The following is a 16,248-nucleotide window of genomic DNA, read 5'->3' as shown; positions in this document are numbered from 1 at the left end:
ATTGCAGGACTTACACCACGGAGGAAGCCTGCAATGTCTCAACCAGACGCCATTATTCGTATTAAGAACCTGCGCCTGCGTACTTTTATTGGTATTAAAGAGGAAGAGATCGCCAACCGCCAGGACGTGGTGGTGAATGTGGCCATTCACTACCCTGCCGATAAAGCGCGCGACAGCGAGGACATTAATGATGCGTTGAACTACCGCACCATTACCAAACGCATCATCAGCCATCTTGAGAATGGTCGTTTTTCACTGCTGGAAAAATTAACTCAGGATGTGCTGAATATCGCATGCGAACATCACTGGGTCACATATGCTGAAGTGGAGATCGATAAACTTCACGCGCTGCGCTATGCCGACTCGGTATCCATGACCATGAGCTGGCGGCGCTAACCATGTCAGGGAGGTGGTATGAAGATCCTGCTTACTGGTGGTACCGGCCTGATTGGCCGACATCTGATACCCAGATTGCTGGAGCTCGGGCATAGCGTCACGGTCTCCACCCGGCATCCGGATACCGCCCGCGCCCGTCTCGATCCGCGCGTCACGCTGTGGCGCGATTTCGAGGGCCATCACCACCTCAATGACATCGATGCCGTCATCAATCTGGCGGGCGAGCCCATCGCCGATAAACGCTGGACCGCCGAACAGAAACAGCGCTTATGCCATAGTCGCTGGGATCTCACTCAGCGGTTGGTGGGCCTGATCCACGCCAGCGACACCCCTCCCTCCGTGCTGATCAGCGGGTCAGCCACCGGCTATTACGGCGACCTCGGCGAAGTGGTGGTGACCGAAGAAGAGCCGCCGCACAATGAGTTTACCCATAAGCTCTGCGCCCGCTGGGAGCAAATTGCCTGCGAAGCGCAAAGCGAGCGCACTCGCGTCTGTCTGCTGCGCACCGGCGTGGTACTGGCGCCGCGGGGCGGTATTCTCGGCAAAATGACCCCAGCCTTTAAGCTCGGCCTCGGCGGGCCTATCGGCAGCGGCAGACAGTACCTGGCCTGGATCCATATCGACGATATGGTTAACGGCATTCTGTGGCTGCTGGATAACGATCTGCGCGGCCCGTTCAATATGGTTTCGCCCTATCCCGTGCATAACGAGCAGTTCGCCCACGCGCTGGGTCATGCGCTCAATCGACCGGCGATTTTCCGCGTCCCCGCCGCCGCCATCCGCCTGCTGATGGGCGAATCCGCCGTCCTGGTGCTCGGCGGTCAGCGCGCGCTGCCTAAGCGGCTGGAAGCCGCCGGCTTCGCCTTCCGCTGGTACGATCTCGACGAAGCGCTAAAGGATGTGCTGAGTTAATGGCTGACACGGGGGGGCATTGGCTCCCCTGATTCCATTCTGCTGGCTAATGCCCCACGCCTGGATGGTCTCAGCCTGGCGCTGCAGTGTCGCCCTATCCCGGACAACCCGCGCCCTGAAGCGCCTGAGTTCATCGCCAGCGGGCCGGTTCGCCGGTGTTAACAGGCGGAGTAAAGTGCTAAGGTAGGCCTTTCCTTCTTTGTATTGACTGCTTTATGACGACCATCACCACGCCTCGCCTTTCGCTTACCCGCTTTGTTACCGATGACTGGCCCTTTTTTCTGCGCCTGCGCCAGGATCCGCAGGTGATGCGTTTTATGGGCGAAGTGTTAAGCGAGGAGGCATTGCGCAGCGTGTTCGCCAGTCGCTGCGCCGATCCCGGCGTGTATGTTCTGCGTAATCAGCGCGGCGATGCGCTGGGCGATATTGGGCTTCGCGTCAGCCCTAAAAATCCGCACGAGGCCGACGTCGGCTATGCGTTGCTGCCCGAGGCTCAGGGAAAAGGGTATGCCAGCGAAGCGCTGCGGGCGATCTGCGATTATGGTTTCAGCACGCTGGGGGTGCGGGCTATCAATGCCTGGGTTTTGGCAGAGAATCGTGGCTCATCGCGCCTGCTGGAGAAGCAGGGCTTTGTACGCACGCAGGTGCTGGAGAAAGCCTATCATCTGAACGGCGTCGATTACGATGACTGGATCTACCGGCTGGAGCGTGGATCCCACCCGGCGCCCGCGGACGCCGGGTGAGCCGTTTATTTCAGCGACCCTTTCAGAAACTGCTGCAGGCGCGGGCTTTTCGGCGCGCCGAACAGCGCGTCCGGATGCCCTTCTTCTTCAATTTTTCCCTGATGCAGGAAAATGACATGCGAAGAGACGTGGCGGGCAAAGCCCATTTCGTGGGTCACCACCACCATGGTTTTCCCCTCTTCCGCCAGCTGCTGCATAATGCGTAACACTTCGCCCACCAGCTCCGGATCCAGCGCGGAGGTCGGCTCATCAAACAGCAGCACCTCCGGCTCCATCGCCAGCGCGCGGGCAATAGAGACACGCTGCTGCTGGCCGCCGGAAAGATGCACCGGGTATTTCGCCTGCTGACGTTCGTCTATCCCGACCTTGGCCAGGTATTTTACCGCCCGTTCGCGCGCTTCCTGTTTGCTTAAGCCCAGCACCTGAATCGGCGCCTCCATGACGTTCTCCAGCACCGTCATATGGCTCCACAGATTGAAATGCTGAAACACCATGGTCAACCGGGTGCGCAGCAGGCGCAGCTGGTTCTTGTCGGCTACCTTCAGCTGGCCGTCTTTATCCCGTACCAGGCCAATATTCTGGCCGCTGACGACGATCGTGCCTTCGCTCGGTTTTTCAAGGAAGTTAATACAACGCAAAAAGGTACTTTTCCCGGAGCCCGATGAACCGATGATACTGATAACGTCCCCGGCTTTCGCCTGCAGCGAGACGCCCTTCAGCACCTCGTGTTCCCCATAGCGTTTATGCAGATCGATAACGTTTAATTTATTGTCGGACATGGCGTTCTCAATGCGTTGAAGAAGGTTTGATATGCTGCAACCAGCGCTTTTCCGCTTTGCGGAACAAGCTAATCAGCACATACGAGATAATTAAATAGAGCACCGCGGCGATGCCGAAGGCGGTGAACGGCTGATAGGTGGCCGAGTTGATATCGCGGGCGATTTTCAGCAGATCCGGCACCGTGGCGGTAAACGCCAGCGCCGTTGAGTGCAGCATCAGGATCACTTCGTTACTGTAGGCCGGCAGCGCAATCCGCAGCGCGGAAGGCAGGATGATGCAGCGGTACAGTTTGACCGAAGAGAAGCCGTAGGCCCGCGCCGCTTCAATTTCGCCCGCCGGTACCGAGCGGATCGCGCCGGCGAAAATTTCGGTGGTATAGGCGCAGGTGTTCAGGGTCAGCGCCAGCACCGTACAGTTTAACCCGCTGCGGAAAAAGGCGTTCAGCAGTTCAGTGCCTTTGACGATTTCCAGGGTGTACATGCCGGAGTAAAAGACCAATAGCTGCACGTACAGCGGCGTGCCGCGAAATATGTAAGTAAACAGCCAGATGGGAAACTGGATGAACTTATTGCTCGAAACGCGGCCGATTGCCAGAAAGACCGCCAGGATGCCCCCCATGACCACCGAAGAGATCAGCAACCATAAGGTAATCGCCACGCCGGTAAAGCGATAGCCGTCGGTCCACAGCAGTGATTTCCAGTACTCCTGAATAATTTCAATCACAGGTCAGCCCTCTTCACGCCAACGGTATAGCGGCGTTCGAGCAGCAGCAGTACGCCATTAGACAGGGTGGTAAACACCAGATAAATCAGACCGCAGACGATGGCGAAGTAGAACGGCTGCCAGGTGCTTTTGCCCGCCAGCTGCGTGGCTTTGACCACATCCTCCAGCCCCAGCAGCGAGACCAGCGCCGTCGCCTTGAGGATAACCTGCCAGTTGTTGCCGATCCCCGGCAGCGCGTAGCGCATCATCGCCGGGAACAGGATGCGCCGGAACGTCTGCCCGCCGCTGAAGCCAAAGGCGGTGGCCGCTTCGATATGCCCCTTCGGCACCGCCAGGTAGGCGCCGCGGAAGGTTTCCGTAAAATAGGCGCCATAGATAAAGCCAAGGGTAATTATCCCGGCGATCATCGGGTCAATATCAAACTGCGACATGCCCAACGCGTCGGTGACGCTGTTGAGCGCAATCTGCAGGCCGTAGAAAATCAACAGCATCAGCACCAGGTCGGGGACGCCGCGAATCAGTGTGGTATAGCCTTCAAACACCAGCGCCAGAGGACGGTTGCTCGATAGCTTTGCGCCCGCGCCCGCCAGCCCGATCAGGACGGCGAGAACGACCGAGCTGAGCGCAAGCTCCAGGGTGACGAGCGCACCCTGCAAAATAACCTGTGAAAACCCATACAGCATGCTGCCTACCCTGTCTGTCATCCACCACTGCGCGTGAATCGGACGCGCAGTGGTGAGGCGTGAGAATTATTCGCCGTATACGTTAAAATCGAAATATTTTTTCGCCAGCTTGTCGTAGGTGCCGTCCTTACGCATCTCTGCAAACGCCTTATTCAGCGCTTCACGCAGTTCGTTGTCTTCCTTACGCAGCCCCATACCGGTGCCGACGCCGAACAGCTTTTCGTCTTTAATCGACGGACCGCCAAACTGGTAATCTTTACCGATAGGCTGTTTCAGGAACCCTTCGCTGGCCGCGACCTCATCCTGGAAAGCGGCATCAATACGGCCGGCGGTCAGGTCGGAATAGATATTGTCCTGTCCCTGATAAGAGACAATCTCGATACCTTTCGGCGCCCAGTGCTCATTACCATAAGTTTCCTGCGTCGTGCCCTGCAGCACGCCCACGCGCTTCCCCTTCAGGGTGGCGAGGTCCGGCGTCACGGGGCTGCCCTTTTTCACCACCAGACGCGAATCAGCCGCATACAGTTTGTCGGTGAAAGCGATTTCCTGCTGACGCTTTTCGGTAATCGACAGCGAAGACATAATCGCGTCGATTTTCTTCGCTTTTAAAGAGGGGATCAGCGCATCCAGCGGGTTTTCCACAAAGGTACATTGGGTATTAATACGCTTACACAGCTCTTTTGCCAGATCGATATCAAAACCCACCAATTCCCCCTGCGCATTCTTCGATTCGAAGGGAGCATAAGTCGGATCGGTACCGATACGAATTTTTTGCGGAATAGCGGCAAAGACCGTGGAAACGCTGGAAAGGGCCAGCGCTAAAGAGAGAGACAACGCCAGTTTTTTCATAACTATCCTCGACAGACTGTCATTCTAACGGGTTTATTAGAACTATTAACACCAGTTATCGTGCCATTATTCGCCCCTTGAGGGCAAAGATTTATGCACCAGAAAGGCCATTTTTTTGCATCACAAACGCTTAACTATGCATTTTTTAGCCACAAAAGCGGCCGCCTTTGCACTAATATGATCCACAGCGTCTGGCGATGCACCTTTTCAGGGCTTTTACACGAGCATGGCGGCAGGCCCACCCGATAGCGCGGGCCTGCGGCAGTCTTAGTCGCCGTAGACGTTAAAATCGAAGTATTTCTTCGCCATTTTGTCGTAGGTGCCGTCTTTGCGCATCTCGCCCAGCGCTTTATCAAACGCGGCTTTCAACTCGGCGTCGTCCTTACGCAGGCCGATACCGGTGCCGTCGCCAAAGTACTTTTTGTCTTTAACCGACGGGCCGGCGAAGGCGAAATCTTTCCCGGCGGGCTGTTTGAGGAAGCCTTCGCTGGCGGCGACTTCATCCTGCAGCGCCGCATCCAGACGACCCGCGGAGAGGTCGGAATAGATCAGGTCCTGGTTTTGATAGGCCACCACGTCAACGCCCTGGCTGCGCCAGCGATCGTTAGCATAGGCTTCCTGCGTGGAGCCCTGCAGCACGCCGACGTGTTTACCTTTCAGCGCTTCCAGCGTCGGCTGGATCGGCGAGCCTTTGGCCGCGATCAGACGGGAGTCGGCGGCATAAAGCTTGTCAGAGAAGGCGATCTCTTGCTGGCGCTTCTCGGTGATGGAGAGCGAGGAGATGATGGCGTCAATTTTCTTCGCCTTGAGGGAGGGGATCAGGGAGTCAAAATCACTGCCGACCCAGGTACATTTCACCTTAATACGGGAGCACAGTTCATTGCCTAAATCGATATCAAAGCCAACAAAGTCCCCTTTCGCGTCTTTCGACGAAAACGGCGCATAGGTCGCGTCAGTGCCAATGCGAATGCTCTGCGGCAGAGCAGCGAACACGCTGGCCGTGCTGCTCATTCCCACGAGTAAAGAGAGAGCCAGAATCGTCTTCTTCATACAGTACCCTTAAGTGTCGTGATGTGGTGCGTTGCTTGTTATGGTGATTGCCGAGCAATCCTGCAGTTTTTGTGCCATCTTCCCGGTGCGTGCCGGGAACAGGGTTAAATTTGTTAAAATAAAGTTGCAGGATTGTCTTAAAAGGGAAGATACCAGCATTACTGGCGAAACCGCAGCGCCTGAACGCAAAAAGACGAAATAAATGTCGAGGATTTGATCGGGGCGACAAATTTGCACCACCGCAGCGCAAGCGTACATTTCACGCACCTATTTGGTGCAATCCTGAGCCCCTTGCCAGCGAGTAAACAAGTCTTGTTCCAGGCTAATGTCGAACTGATCGAGCACCCGGTTGACGGTCTGGTTGATAACATCATCCAGGCTTTGCGGCCGATGGTAGAAGGCCGGCACCGGCGGCATAATCACCGCCCCCAGCTCCGCGGCCTGCACCAGCAGGCGCAGATGGCCAAGATGGAACGGGGTCTCCCGCACGCAGAGCACAAGCGGACGACGCTCCTTCAGCACCACATCCGCCGCCCGCGTCAGCAGACCATCCGTGTAGCTATGGACAATACCCGAGAGCGTTTTCATTGAGCAGGGTAAAATCACCATCCCGGCGGTTTTAAACGAGCCGGAGGAGATGCTGGCGGCGATGTCGCGGGCATCATGCACCACATCAGCCAGCGCCTGTACTTCACGCACGGTAAAGTCGGTCTCCATCGCCAGCGTCTGGCGCGCCGCCTGGCTGAGGATCAAATGGGTTTCAATATCCGGCACATTCCGTAGCACCTGCAGCATCCGCACGCCATAGATGGCGCCGCTGGCGCCGGAAATGCCAATAATCAGTCGTTTCACGTTCAGTTACCCCTTGCGCGTCGTGCCGCAGACTTTGCCGGATTATAGCCGTTGGCGCAACCATTGACGCACGGTTGCCGGGCGAAAAAAAGGCCCGCCTTCCATCAGGAACGGCGGGCCCGCGACGCGCGAACGGCTTAACCCTCGTTGTGCATCTCGAGGTTTTCGACTTCGTTCTGCAGCTGAACCGCTTTGGCATCATCGTTACGCAGGGAATCGAGGTAGTCGAGGTACTGCTGGTCGACATCCCGGGTGACGTATACCCCGTTGAACACTGAGCATTCAAACTGCTGAATATCCGGATTTTCCGCGCGCACCGCTTCGATCAGATCGTTGAGATCCTGGAAAATCAGGCCATCGGCGCCGATGATCTGGCGGATCTCATCCACTTCGCGGCCATGGGCGATGAGTTCGTTGGCGGTCGGCATATCGATACCGTACACGTTCGGGAAACGAATTTCCGGCGCGGCTGAGGCCAGATACACTTTTTTCGCCCCTGCTTCGCGCGCCATCTCGATGATCTGCTCCGAGGTGGTGCCGCGGACGATAGAATCGTCCACCAGCAGCACGTTTTTATCGCGGAACTCCGCACGGTTGGCGTTGAGCTTGCGGCGCACAGACTTACGACGCAGCTGCTGACCCGGCATGATAAATGTGCGGCCGACATAGCGGTTCTTCACGAAGCCCTGACGATAAGGCTTGTCAAGGATGCGGGCGATCTCCAGCGCGATATCGCAGGAGGTCTCCGGGATCGGGATAACGACGTCAATATCCAGATCTTCCCACTCGCGGGCAATCTTTTCGCCCAGTTTGGTTCCCATATTGACGCGGGCGCTGTAGACGGAAATTTTGTCGATAAACGAGTCCGGACGGGCAAAATAGACATACTCGAACAGACACGGGTTGCTGACCGGGTTATCGGCGCACTGACGGGTAAACAGCTGGCCCTTCTCGGTAATATAAACCGCTTCGCCCGGCGCCACATCGCGCAGGAATTCAAAGCCAAGGGTGTCAAGCGCCACGCTTTCCGAGGCCACCATATACTCGGTGCGGCCATCGCCTACGTCACGTTTGCCCAGTACCAGCGGACGAATGCCGTTCGGGTCGCGGAAGGCCACCATGCCATGACCGATGATCATCGCCACGCAAGCGTACGCGCCGCGGATCAGGCGGTTGGTCGCCGCAATCGCGGCAAAGATGTTGTCCGCTTCCAGTGGGTAGTGACGGAAGTTATCCAGCTCACTGGCGAAAATATTGAGGAGGATTTCGGAATCTGAGGTGGTATTGATATGGCGGCGTTTTTCTTCAAACAGCTTTTTACGCAGCTCATGGGCGTTGGTCAGGTTGCCGTTATGCGCCAACGTGATGCCATACGGCGAGTTGACGTAAAACGGCTGCGCTTCGGAGGCGCTGGAGCTGCCCGCCGTGGGGTAACGCACGTGGCCAATCCCCATATTGCCCTGCATACGCTGCATATGGCGGGCTTCGAATACGTCGCTTACCAGCCCGTTAGCCTTACGCAACCGGAAGCAGTTGTTGGCATCAATGGTGATGATGCCAGCGGCATCCTGTCCACGGTGCTGGAGCACCGTTAGCGCATCATAAATCGACTGGTTAACCGGCATAACACCGGCGATACCGACAATACCGCACATACGTCTTTTCCTCGTTCAGCAACGACCCAAAGTCTATACTTTAGGCAAGAAACTTGACGAGCTTTGCAGGTATTCAAAAAACCATCTGATGACGGGGGTAAAATAGGGAATAAACTGCGACTGCTGCCAGTCATCGCTCTTCGCCATCCCGGTAAAGGTGTCAAGGAAGAACAGGATAGCGGCGATGATCAGCACCCCACGTAGCGCGCCGAAGCAGATCCCCAATACCCTGTCGGTACCTGACAAACCGGTCTTCTCCACCAGCTGGCCTATCACATAGTTCACGATAGCGCCAACGATGAGCGTCACGATAAACAGCGCCGCAATAGCAATCCCATTTCGAACCCGTTCATCCTCAAAGCCCGTAAACCAGACAGACAGGTCAGCGTAATAGTGGCTGGCGACATAAAACGCGCAACCCCACGTGACTAACGATAAAGCTTCGCGAACGAAGCCGCGGATCAGGCTGACCAGGCAAGAAAGACCCAGCACCGCCATAATGGCGTAATCAATCCAGACCATATACGTCCCACGATTTTACGCCCTGTCGTCCAGTTCGGGGCGCATTCTAACAGAAAAAGAAAACGTTTGCGTAGGGATTTCCTTGCCCTACAGAAATAAAAATGGCGCTGAAAAAACATTCAACGCCAGACTGCCTTTCGCCTCTTCAGGGCGGCTGAGACAGGGTTTGCGGGGCGTTTAGCCCCGCCGCGTTCTCTCCGCATGGCGGAAAAAAACCATCAGTTCGGGGTGAAGCCCATCACCACCCCGCTGAGCCCGGAGATCTGTTGCAGATCGCCCAGCTGGCCCTTGAGCTTGTCTTTTGACGCATCCGGGCCGACGAGGATACGGGTAATTTTACCCTGTACCGGCGTCGAAGGCGACGTATAGACTTTGAAGCCCGATGCCCGTAGCTTACCGACGATCTCGTTCACCTTATCGGCGTTCTTCAACGCGCCCAGCTGGACCACATAGGCCTTGCCGGTCGGCGCCGGCAGGGCCGCCTGCTGCTGCGGTGGTTGCTGCTGCTGAGGCTTAGCCGGCGGAGGGGTAGGCGTCGCAGCCTGCTGTTGCGGCTTCGGCTGCGGCTTCGGCTGGGGTTTAGGCTGCGGTTTCGCGGCAACCACCGGCTCCTGAACGTCATCGAAGCTGTTGCTGTTCACCGGGATACGCGACGGATCTAACGATGGCGCAGCGGCATCGCCAGCCCGCACCTCCTCCGCCGCCCCTTCCGGCGGCTGCGAAGGCAGCGCCTGAGTCGCCGCCGGCAGCATATCCGGTTCATCGCGATCGCCGGGTTTCGGCACCAGCGGGATCGCGGCAAACTCATCCTGATAATGCTTTTTCTGCCCGTCCAGCAGCCCTGGCAGGATAATCACCCCCAGCGCCACCAGCACGATTGTCCCGACTAAACGGTTCTGAAACTTACTCGCCACCGATTCTCCCCGCGTCAATCTCTTCCATTACCTGCGCTACCGTGAGAAATGAACCACACACCAGCACTGTATCTTCCGCTTTAGCGTCAGCCATGGCCGCGCGCCATGCCTGCGCCACGCTGCTATAGACTGTGCCGCCACGCAAATGTTCCACCAGTTGCTCCGCCGTCGCCCCGCGCGGACCCTCCAGCGGCGCGCAGTACCAGACGTCAACTTCCGGCGTCAGATTGGCCAGCGTACCGGCGATGTCCTTATCATGCAGCATACCAATAACCGCCAGCACGCGTCCCGTTTTCGCTAACGTTTTGAGACGCCCGGCGAGATAAGCCGCCGCGTGCGGGTTATGCGCCACATCGAGGATCACCCGCGGGGCGTCGCTGATTATCTGAAAGCGTCCCGGCAGCATCGCGTCGCGGATCCCCGCGCGCAGGATAGCGTCATCCACGGCAAGGCCGCTGGCGCGCAGCGCCGCCACGGCCGTGGCGGCATTCGGCAACGGCACCTGAGGCAGAGGCAGGCGGCTTAACGCCCCGCCCGCGTCGCGGAAGGACCATGTCTCGCCTTCCACCTCATAGCGCCAGTCGACGCCGCGGCGCTGGAGCAGCGCGCCCTTCTCGCGCGCCACTTCAGCAATGGTGTGCGGCATATCCGGCTCCCCTACCACCGCCGGTTTACCGGCACGGAAGATACCGGCTTTCTCCCGGCCGATACTGTCGCGATCCGGTCCCAGCCAGTCGGTATGATCGAGGGCGATGCTGGTGACCACGGCGACGTCGGCATCCACGATATTGGTGGCGTCGAGACGGCCGCCGAGGCCCACCTCCAGGATCACCACATCCAGCTGCGCCTGCTTAAACAACCATAGCGCAGAGAGCGTGCCGTACTCAAAATAGGTCAGCGAGATGTCGCCCCGCGCCGCTTCAATCTCCGCAAACGAGGCCGTATGCGCCGCCTCCGGCAGTTCCGCGCCCTGAATGCGCACGCGTTCGGTGTAGCGCACCAGATGCGGAGAGCTGTAGACCCCCACTTTATAGCCGGCCGCCATCAGGACCGTTTCCAGCGTGCGGCAGGTGGTGCCTTTGCCATTGGTGCCCGCGACCGTAAAGACGAACGGCGCCGGTTTGACGATATCCATCTGCCGCGCGACCTCGCTGACGCGCGCCAGCCCCAGGTCGATGGTTTTACTGTGCAGATGTTCCAGATAAGAAAGCCACGTAGCCAGGGGCGACGTGGCCTGAGGAATAGGATCTTTTTCCATGATGCCCGCAAGAATTGACGGTTAACGCGTTTGAATAAAAAAGGGCAGCGCCGCCAGGCCCTGCCCTCTGCTTTATCAGGCCTCGGGTTCCTGATCCGGTGCCGGCGGCACCACCACGCCTTCATGAGGCGTTTCCGAAGCGGCAACCGGCGCCGGCAGGTTCATCAGCTTCGCCAGAATGCTGGCCAGCTTGAGACGCATTTCCGGACGGCGAACGATCATATCGATCGCCCCTTTTTCAATCAGGAACTCACTGCGCTGGAATCCCGGCGGCAGCTTCTCACGTACGGTCTGCTCAATGACGCGAGGACCGGCAAAGCCGATCAGCGCTTTCGGCTCGGCAATGTTCAGGTCGCCCAGCATCGCAAAGCTCGCCGATACGCCGCCCATGGTCGGGTCGGTCAGCACAGAGATGTACGGTAATCCGCGCTCCTGCATTTTTGCCAGCGCCGCGGAGGTTTTCGCCATCTGCATCAGCGACATCAGCGCTTCCTGCATACGGGCGCCACCGGAGGCGGAGAAGCAGATCAGCGGGCAGTTATCTTCCAGCGCCTGCTCCACCGCGCGCACAAAGCGTGCGCCAACGACGGAACCCATCGATCCCCCCATAAAGGAGAATTCAAAGGCCGCGGCCACCACCGGCATCGCGTAGAGCGTACCTTTCATCACCACCAGCGCGTCTTTTTCGCCCGTCTCTTTTTGAGCGGACGCCAGGCGGTCTTTGTATTTTTTTGAATCGCGGAACTTCAGCACATCTTTTGGCTCAAGTTCGCTACCCAGTTCCACCAGGGAACCTTCATCCAACAGGCTATGCAGGCGATTACGCGCCGACATGCGCATATGGTGATCGCACTTAGGACAAACCTCCAGGTTGCGCTCCAGCTCGGCGCGGTAGAGTACCTGACCGCAGCTGTCGCACTTGGTCCATACACCCTCAGGAATGCTCGCCTTGCGGGTGGGAGTGATGTTGCTTTTAATTCGTTCAATCCAGCTCATTGATAACCTTTCTGCCTGAACCTGGTCGATGCCAGTTTTGTCGTAAGGGGCGCATAATGCCATTTTTGCCTCTTACAGACCATGAATGTTGCACATTAAATCATATCATCCCGGAACATGGGATAAAAAAGTGGTCAAACCGCTGCGCGTGACGCTCGTGTACCGTCACGCGCAACGCAGGCTAAACTACTTCGCCTGCTTCGCCGCCGCCCGCTTATGGCGAATAATCTCAATCACACCCGGCAGGACGGAAAGCACGATGATCGCCACGATCAGCAGCTTCAGGTTCTCCTGCACCACCGGCAGATCGCCAAACAGATAGCCGGCGTAGGTGAACAGCAGCACCCACAGCAACGCCCCGACGACGTTATAGGCCGCAAAATGACGATAGGACATATGCCCCATTCCCGCCACAAACGGCGCGAAGGTTCGGACTATCGGCACAAAGCGCGCCAGGATAATGGTTTTTCCGCCGTGACGTTCGTAGAAGCTATGGGTTTTATCCAGATAGCTGCGACGGAAAATCTTCGAGTTCGGGTTGCTGAACAGCTTTTCGCCGAACAGCCGGCCAATGGTGTAGTTGACCGCATCGCCGACGATAGCCGCGATGACCATCAGCAATACCATCAGGTGGACATTCAGATCGTTGGTGGGCAGGGCCGAGAGCGCGCCCGCGACGAACAGCAGGGAATCCCCCGGCAGGAACGGCGTTACCACCAGCCCGGTTTCGCAGAACAGAATCAAAAACAGAATGGCATAAACCCAGACGCCATACTGGGCGACCAGCTCGGCCAGGTGCACATCAATATGCAGGATGAAATCAATTAAAAAGTGAATCAAGTCCATGTTTGTCTTTACCCTTAATGACCCTATTAGTCCGCCAGAAACAGCGGGCCCATTGGCAGCACCGGTAAATCATAATGGGCCGGGTAATCCACCGACACCAGATACAACCCTTCCGCTTTTGCCGTTGCCGCAGCGAGCGTCCTGTCTTTTGCTGCCAGCAGTTCTGCCATCCAGCTCTCCGGCTGGTTTCCGGCCCCGATTTCCATCAGGCTGCCCACAATATTCCTGACCATATGATGTACAAAGGCATTCGCTTTGATATCCACCACCACATAAGCGCCGTAGCGGGTAACGTTAATGTGCATCACGTTGCGCCACGGGGTACGCGACTGGCACTGCACCGCGCGAAACGAGGTAAAGTCATTCTCCCCCAGCAGACACTGTGCGGCACGCTGCATGCGCGCGGCGTCGAGCGGCTGATGAAAATGCGTGACGCCCTGACTTAATACCGCCGGACGCAGGCGATGATTATAGATGACGTAACGATAGCGGCGCGCCGTGGCGCTGAACCGGGCGTGAAAATCCGCCGGGACATGTTTGACCCAACGCACCGCGATGTCACCAGGTAAATTCGCATTTACCCCCAACGTCCAGGCGGCATCTTTACGCTGCGCCCGGGTTTCGAAATGCACCACCTGGCCGGTGCCATGGACACCGGCGTCGGTGCGGCCGGCGCAAAAGACGGTAATGGGTTCGTTCGCCACCTGCGAGAGCGCCTTTTCCAGCTTCTCCTGCACGCTGCGTACTTCGTTTTGCCGCTGCCAGCCGTAATATTTGCTACCGTCGTACTCGATGCCCAGCGCGATTTTACAGACCGGCTGTTGCTCCATCTCAGACATCAGTACAGGTACTCCTCAATCAGCTTCTCGGCGATCTTCACCGCCATCAGCGCGCCGCCGAAGCGGACGTTATCCGCCACCGACCAGAACTGGACCTGCTCCGGCATGCCGTAATCATTATGCACGCAGCCGATGGAGAGACGGGCGTTGCCGGAAGCATCGCCAACCTGAGTGGGGAATTCGCCCTCTTCAGAAAGTTCGATCTCCTCGCCGCGGGTAAAGGCGTCACGCGCCTCTTCCGCTGCCAGCGGACGCATCGCTTCAAAGTTCACCATCTGCGCATGGCCGTAGAAGACCGGCGACTGGACGACGCTGGCGGAGATCATCAGCCCGTCATCCTGAAGAATTTTGCGCGCTTCATCGACGATACGGCGCTCTTCGCGCACGCTACCTTCACGATCCGGCAGCAGCGGCAGCATGTTGAAGGCCAGCTGGCGGCCAAAGAAATCGTCTTCATCGATGGGGATGCCGTTCAGCAGCTTGGCGCTCTGCCCTGCCAGCGCATCCACCGCTTTTTTCCCCTGCCCTGAGGCGGAGAGCAGGTTAGTGACGCTAATGCGCGACAGTCCACCCTGATCGATAAGCGGCTTCAGCGCCGTCAGCAGCTGGCTGGTCAGACTATTGGGCACCGCAATCAGATTGCGGTTGCGGTAATCGCCTAACACGAACGGGTTCACGTCCGGCACCACCAGCGGTACGTCCGGCTCCAGCGCAAACAGGCCGCTGAGATCGATAACCAGACATCCGGCGTTTGTCGCATCTTCGACATACGCTGCGCTGGCTTCGACGCCTGCGGCAAAGAAGGCCAGCTGGGCCTGGGTCCAGTCAAACTCGGCGGCGTCCTTGACGATCACCGACTTGCCACCAAAACGCAGATGTTCGCCCGCGCTTTCATTGCGCGCCAGAGCAAAAATCTCCCCCACCGGGAACTGGCGTTCAGCGAGAGTTTCGAGCAGGGCTTCGCCTACGGCGCCCGTTGCGCCCAGTACGGCAATATTCCAGCCTTCAGACATGGTGGTTTACTCCAGAAATAAAGCGGCCCTGCCGGAGTATCCGGCAGGGGCATTAAGAAGATATTAACGAACAGGATGATGCACGGCGTTAAAACCGAGCTGGCGCAACAGCGTCGCCGCCTGCTCATCGCTGCACTGCACGTACAGCGAAGACCATTCGCGACGTTCCTGATAATTTTTACGCAGCTTGTCGAATTCACCGGCGACGCCCGCCACCTTCCGCAGCGGCGCATCATCGCGGCGCACATCATACACCAAATGAACCAGTCTTTTCAGCGTCGGCTGATCGAGCGGGCCATGCAGGGTGATGCGGCCAAACTCCGGGGCCGGCAACAGGGTATCCAGCGCCACCTGTTGCGGATGGCCGATAAAGGCGCTATAGGCTTCGAATACCTGCGTCGTCCCGCGCGCCTTCCCTTCAAGGGTGTAGCCGGCGATGTGCGCCGTGCCGATATCTACCCGCTTGAGAAGCTCTACGTTGAGATCCGGCTCCGGCTCCCAAACGTCCAGCACCACGCTCAGGGACTGACCGGCTTCCAGCCGTTTCAGCAACGCGGCGTTATCCACCACCGACCCGCGGCAGGCGTTGATCAAAATCGTTCCGGGCTTCAGGCGGCTAATCAGCGCCTCATCAGCCAGATGCAGCGTTTTATATTGCCCTTCTTTATACAGCGGGGTATGGAAGGTGATGACATCGGCCTGCTGGACCAGATCGTCAAGGGAGCGGAAGTCGCCTTCGTCGCCGCGGTCAGCGCGCGGCGGATCGCAGAGCAGGGTTTTGATGCCCAGCGCCTCCAGACGCTTTTGCAGCCGCCCGCCGACGTTACCGACGCCGACAATCCCGACGGTGCGATCGCGCAGCGAGAAGCCGTCACGTTCGGCCAGCATCAGCAGCGATGAAAAGACATACTCCACCACCGCAATGGCGTTACAGCCTGGCGCTGCGGAGAAACCAATCCCCGCCTGCTGCAGCCACGCCTGATCGACATGATCGGTGCCTGCGGTCGCGGTGCCGACGAACCTGATGGCCTTGCCGGCAAGCAATGCTTCATTGACCCGGGTGACCGAGCGCACCATTAAGGCATCCGCATCGGTCAGGGCATCGGCCGGGACCGGGCGGCCCGGGATCGCCTGCACGTCGCCTAAACGGCTAAAAAGCTCACGGGCATAGGGCATATTTTCATCAACGAGGATTTTCACAGTTCAGTACCTGTCTG

The 16,248-nt window shown here is 58.0% G+C and carries 20 protein-coding genes; 4 read left to right on the top strand and 16 right to left on the bottom strand.

Annotated elements, in window-relative coordinates; all coding sequences use genetic code 11:
• Nucleotides 1-33: 33 nt before the first annotated feature.
• Together folX and ABLV04_RS00320 are read left to right on the top strand one after the other, a co-directional pair.
• Entirely contained in the window at nt 34-396 is a 363-nt protein-coding gene (gene folX, locus ABLV04_RS00325) for a dihydroneopterin triphosphate 2'-epimerase (protein ID WP_002913200.1), read from the top strand.
• 18 nt (nt 397-414) lie between these two features.
• Nucleotides 415-1,308: a TIGR01777 family oxidoreductase gene (locus ABLV04_RS00320; RefSeq protein ID WP_017899519.1), complete on the top strand. Its 894-nt coding sequence runs from the start codon at nt 415-417 to the stop codon at nt 1,306-1,308.
• Here ABLV04_RS00320 and ABLV04_RS00315 read toward each other — a convergent pair.
• Complete coding sequence (locus ABLV04_RS00315) at nt 1,288-1,395, bottom strand: hypothetical protein (protein ID WP_032453602.1); 108 nt, start codon at nt 1,393-1,395, stop codon at nt 1,288-1,290. The genes ABLV04_RS00320 and ABLV04_RS00315 overlap by 21 nt on opposite strands.
• A gap of 128 nt (nt 1,396-1,523) precedes the next feature.
• Between ABLV04_RS00315 and ABLV04_RS00310 the strand changes: the two genes are divergently transcribed.
• Nucleotides 1,524-2,051 carry a GNAT family N-acetyltransferase gene (locus tag ABLV04_RS00310; RefSeq protein WP_101862061.1) on the top strand — a complete coding sequence of 176 codons (528 nt, stop codon included), beginning with the start codon at nt 1,524-1,526 and terminating at the stop codon, nt 2,049-2,051.
• Nucleotides 2,052-2,056: 5 nt separating this feature from the next.
• On the opposite strand, the gene hisP is transcribed toward ABLV04_RS00310, so the two are convergent.
• From hisP to argT, 5 genes are all read right to left on the bottom strand, one after another.
• A complete protein-coding gene (hisP, locus tag ABLV04_RS00305; RefSeq protein ID WP_002913206.1) occupies nt 2,057-2,830 on the bottom strand; it encodes a histidine ABC transporter ATP-binding protein HisP in 774 nt (257 codons plus the stop codon).
• 7 nt (nt 2,831-2,837) lie between these two features.
• Entirely contained in the window at nt 2,838-3,554 is a 717-nt protein-coding gene (gene hisM, locus ABLV04_RS00300; protein WP_002913207.1) for a histidine ABC transporter permease HisM, read from the bottom strand.
• A complete protein-coding gene (locus ABLV04_RS00295) occupies nt 3,551-4,237 on the bottom strand; it encodes a histidine ABC transporter permease HisQ (protein ID WP_023290521.1) in 687 nt (228 codons plus the stop codon). Before ABLV04_RS00295 ends, hisM begins: the two co-directional genes overlap by 4 nt.
• Before the next feature lie 66 nt (nt 4,238-4,303).
• Nucleotides 4,304-5,086: a histidine ABC transporter substrate-binding protein HisJ gene (gene hisJ / locus ABLV04_RS00290; protein WP_002913209.1), complete on the bottom strand. Its 783-nt coding sequence runs from the start codon at nt 5,084-5,086 to the stop codon at nt 4,304-4,306.
• A 267-nt stretch (nt 5,087-5,353) separates the two neighbouring features.
• Nucleotides 5,354-6,136, bottom strand: a complete 783-nt coding sequence (gene argT, locus ABLV04_RS00285; RefSeq protein ID WP_004180753.1) for a lysine/arginine/ornithine ABC transporter substrate-binding protein ArgT — start codon at nt 6,134-6,136, stop codon at nt 5,354-5,356.
• 40 nt (nt 6,137-6,176) lie between these two features.
• Between argT and ABLV04_RS00280 the strand changes: the two genes are divergently transcribed.
• Nucleotides 6,177-6,338, top strand: a complete 162-nt coding sequence (locus ABLV04_RS00280; RefSeq protein WP_032424512.1) for a hypothetical protein — start codon at nt 6,177-6,179, stop codon at nt 6,336-6,338.
• 65 nt (nt 6,339-6,403) lie between these two features.
• Here ABLV04_RS00280 and ABLV04_RS00275 read toward each other — a convergent pair whose 3' ends face one another.
• The 10 genes from ABLV04_RS00275 to pdxB form a co-directional block, all read right to left on the bottom strand.
• Nucleotides 6,404-6,988, bottom strand: a complete 585-nt coding sequence (locus ABLV04_RS00275) for a UbiX family flavin prenyltransferase (protein WP_044524274.1) — start codon at nt 6,986-6,988, stop codon at nt 6,404-6,406.
• A 137-nt stretch (nt 6,989-7,125) separates the two neighbouring features.
• Nucleotides 7,126-8,643, bottom strand: a complete 1,518-nt coding sequence (gene purF, locus ABLV04_RS00270) for an amidophosphoribosyltransferase (protein WP_004180758.1) — start codon at nt 8,641-8,643, stop codon at nt 7,126-7,128.
• 33 nt (nt 8,644-8,676) lie between these two features.
• On the bottom strand, nt 8,677-9,165 hold the full coding sequence (cvpA, locus tag ABLV04_RS00265) for a colicin V production protein (protein WP_023290523.1): 489 nt from the start codon (nt 9,163-9,165) through the stop codon (nt 8,677-8,679).
• A gap of 218 nt (nt 9,166-9,383) precedes the next feature.
• Nucleotides 9,384-10,079 carry a cell division protein DedD gene (gene dedD, locus ABLV04_RS00260; protein WP_023290524.1) on the bottom strand — a complete coding sequence of 232 codons (696 nt, stop codon included), beginning with the start codon at nt 10,077-10,079 and terminating at the stop codon, nt 9,384-9,386.
• Nucleotides 10,069-11,337, bottom strand: coding sequence for a bifunctional tetrahydrofolate synthase/dihydrofolate synthase (folC, locus tag ABLV04_RS00255; protein WP_348815223.1), 1,269 nt, complete (start codon nt 11,335-11,337; stop codon nt 10,069-10,071). The genes dedD and folC overlap by 11 nt, the downstream gene beginning before the upstream one ends.
• A gap of 75 nt (nt 11,338-11,412) precedes the next feature.
• A complete protein-coding gene (gene accD, locus ABLV04_RS00250) occupies nt 11,413-12,333 on the bottom strand; it encodes an acetyl-CoA carboxylase, carboxyltransferase subunit beta (RefSeq protein ID WP_004201773.1) in 921 nt (306 codons plus the stop codon).
• Nucleotides 12,334-12,519: 186 nt separating this feature from the next.
• Nucleotides 12,520-13,179, bottom strand: coding sequence for a DedA family protein (locus ABLV04_RS00245; protein WP_002913221.1), 660 nt, complete (start codon nt 13,177-13,179; stop codon nt 12,520-12,522).
• Between the two features lie 26 nt (nt 13,180-13,205).
• Nucleotides 13,206-14,018, bottom strand: a complete 813-nt coding sequence (gene truA, locus ABLV04_RS00240) for a tRNA pseudouridine(38-40) synthase TruA (RefSeq protein ID WP_032453605.1) — start codon at nt 14,016-14,018, stop codon at nt 13,206-13,208.
• Nucleotides 14,018-15,031 carry an aspartate-semialdehyde dehydrogenase gene (locus ABLV04_RS00235; RefSeq protein ID WP_023290529.1) on the bottom strand — a complete coding sequence of 338 codons (1,014 nt, stop codon included), beginning with the start codon at nt 15,029-15,031 and terminating at the stop codon, nt 14,018-14,020. The genes truA and ABLV04_RS00235 overlap by 1 nt, the downstream gene beginning before the upstream one ends.
• A gap of 63 nt (nt 15,032-15,094) precedes the next feature.
• Nucleotides 15,095-16,231, bottom strand: coding sequence for a 4-phosphoerythronate dehydrogenase PdxB (pdxB, locus tag ABLV04_RS00230; RefSeq protein WP_044524278.1), 1,137 nt, complete (start codon nt 16,229-16,231; stop codon nt 15,095-15,097).
• Nucleotides 16,232-16,248: the final 17 nt, after the last annotated feature.

The sequence above is a fragment of the Klebsiella sp. JN_Kp127 genome (genome assembly GCF_040062505.1).
GTDB lineage: Bacteria > Pseudomonadota > Gammaproteobacteria > Enterobacterales > Enterobacteriaceae > Klebsiella > Klebsiella quasipneumoniae.
The sequence above is the reverse complement of the archived record's forward strand: the minus strand, read 5'-3'. Positions and strand labels throughout refer to the sequence as shown.

What these genes read in the sequence shown, in the direction of transcription:
- ABLV04_RS00295 (WP_023290521.1), bottom strand. Translation starts at nt 4,237, where the DNA reads ATGCTGTATGGGTTTTCACAGGTTATTTTGCAGGGTGCGCTCGTCACC.
- ABLV04_RS00310 (WP_101862061.1), top strand. Translation starts at nt 1,524, where the DNA reads ATGACGACCATCACCACGCCTCGCCTTTCGCTTACCCGCTTTGTTACC.
- cvpA (WP_023290523.1), bottom strand. Translation starts at nt 9,165, where the DNA reads ATGGTCTGGATTGATTACGCCATTATGGCGGTGCTGGGTCTTTCTTGC.
- purF (WP_004180758.1), bottom strand. Translation starts at nt 8,643, where the DNA reads ATGTGCGGTATTGTCGGTATCGCCGGTGTTATGCCGGTTAACCAGTCG.
- hisJ (WP_002913209.1), bottom strand. Translation starts at nt 5,086, where the DNA reads ATGAAAAAACTGGCGTTGTCTCTCTCTTTAGCGCTGGCCCTTTCCAGC.
- folX (WP_002913200.1), top strand. Translation starts at nt 34, where the DNA reads ATGTCTCAACCAGACGCCATTATTCGTATTAAGAACCTGCGCCTGCGT.
- accD (WP_004201773.1), bottom strand. Translation starts at nt 12,333, where the DNA reads ATGAGCTGGATTGAACGAATTAAAAGCAACATCACTCCCACCCGCAAG.
- truA (WP_032453605.1), bottom strand. Translation starts at nt 14,018, where the DNA reads ATGTCTGAGATGGAGCAACAGCCGGTCTGTAAAATCGCGCTGGGCATC.
- argT (WP_004180753.1), bottom strand. Translation starts at nt 6,136, where the DNA reads ATGAAGAAGACGATTCTGGCTCTCTCTTTACTCGTGGGAATGAGCAGC.
- ABLV04_RS00320 (WP_017899519.1), top strand. Translation starts at nt 415, where the DNA reads ATGAAGATCCTGCTTACTGGTGGTACCGGCCTGATTGGCCGACATCTG.
- folC (WP_348815223.1), bottom strand. Translation starts at nt 11,337, where the DNA reads ATGGAAAAAGATCCTATTCCTCAGGCCACGTCGCCCCTGGCTACGTGG.
- hisP (WP_002913206.1), bottom strand. Translation starts at nt 2,830, where the DNA reads ATGTCCGACAATAAATTAAACGTTATCGATCTGCATAAACGCTATGGG.
- ABLV04_RS00235 (WP_023290529.1), bottom strand. Translation starts at nt 15,031, where the DNA reads ATGTCTGAAGGCTGGAATATTGCCGTACTGGGCGCAACGGGCGCCGTA.
- ABLV04_RS00245 (WP_002913221.1), bottom strand. Translation starts at nt 13,179, where the DNA reads ATGGACTTGATTCACTTTTTAATTGATTTCATCCTGCATATTGATGTG.
- ABLV04_RS00280 (WP_032424512.1), top strand. Translation starts at nt 6,177, where the DNA reads ATGGTGATTGCCGAGCAATCCTGCAGTTTTTGTGCCATCTTCCCGGTG.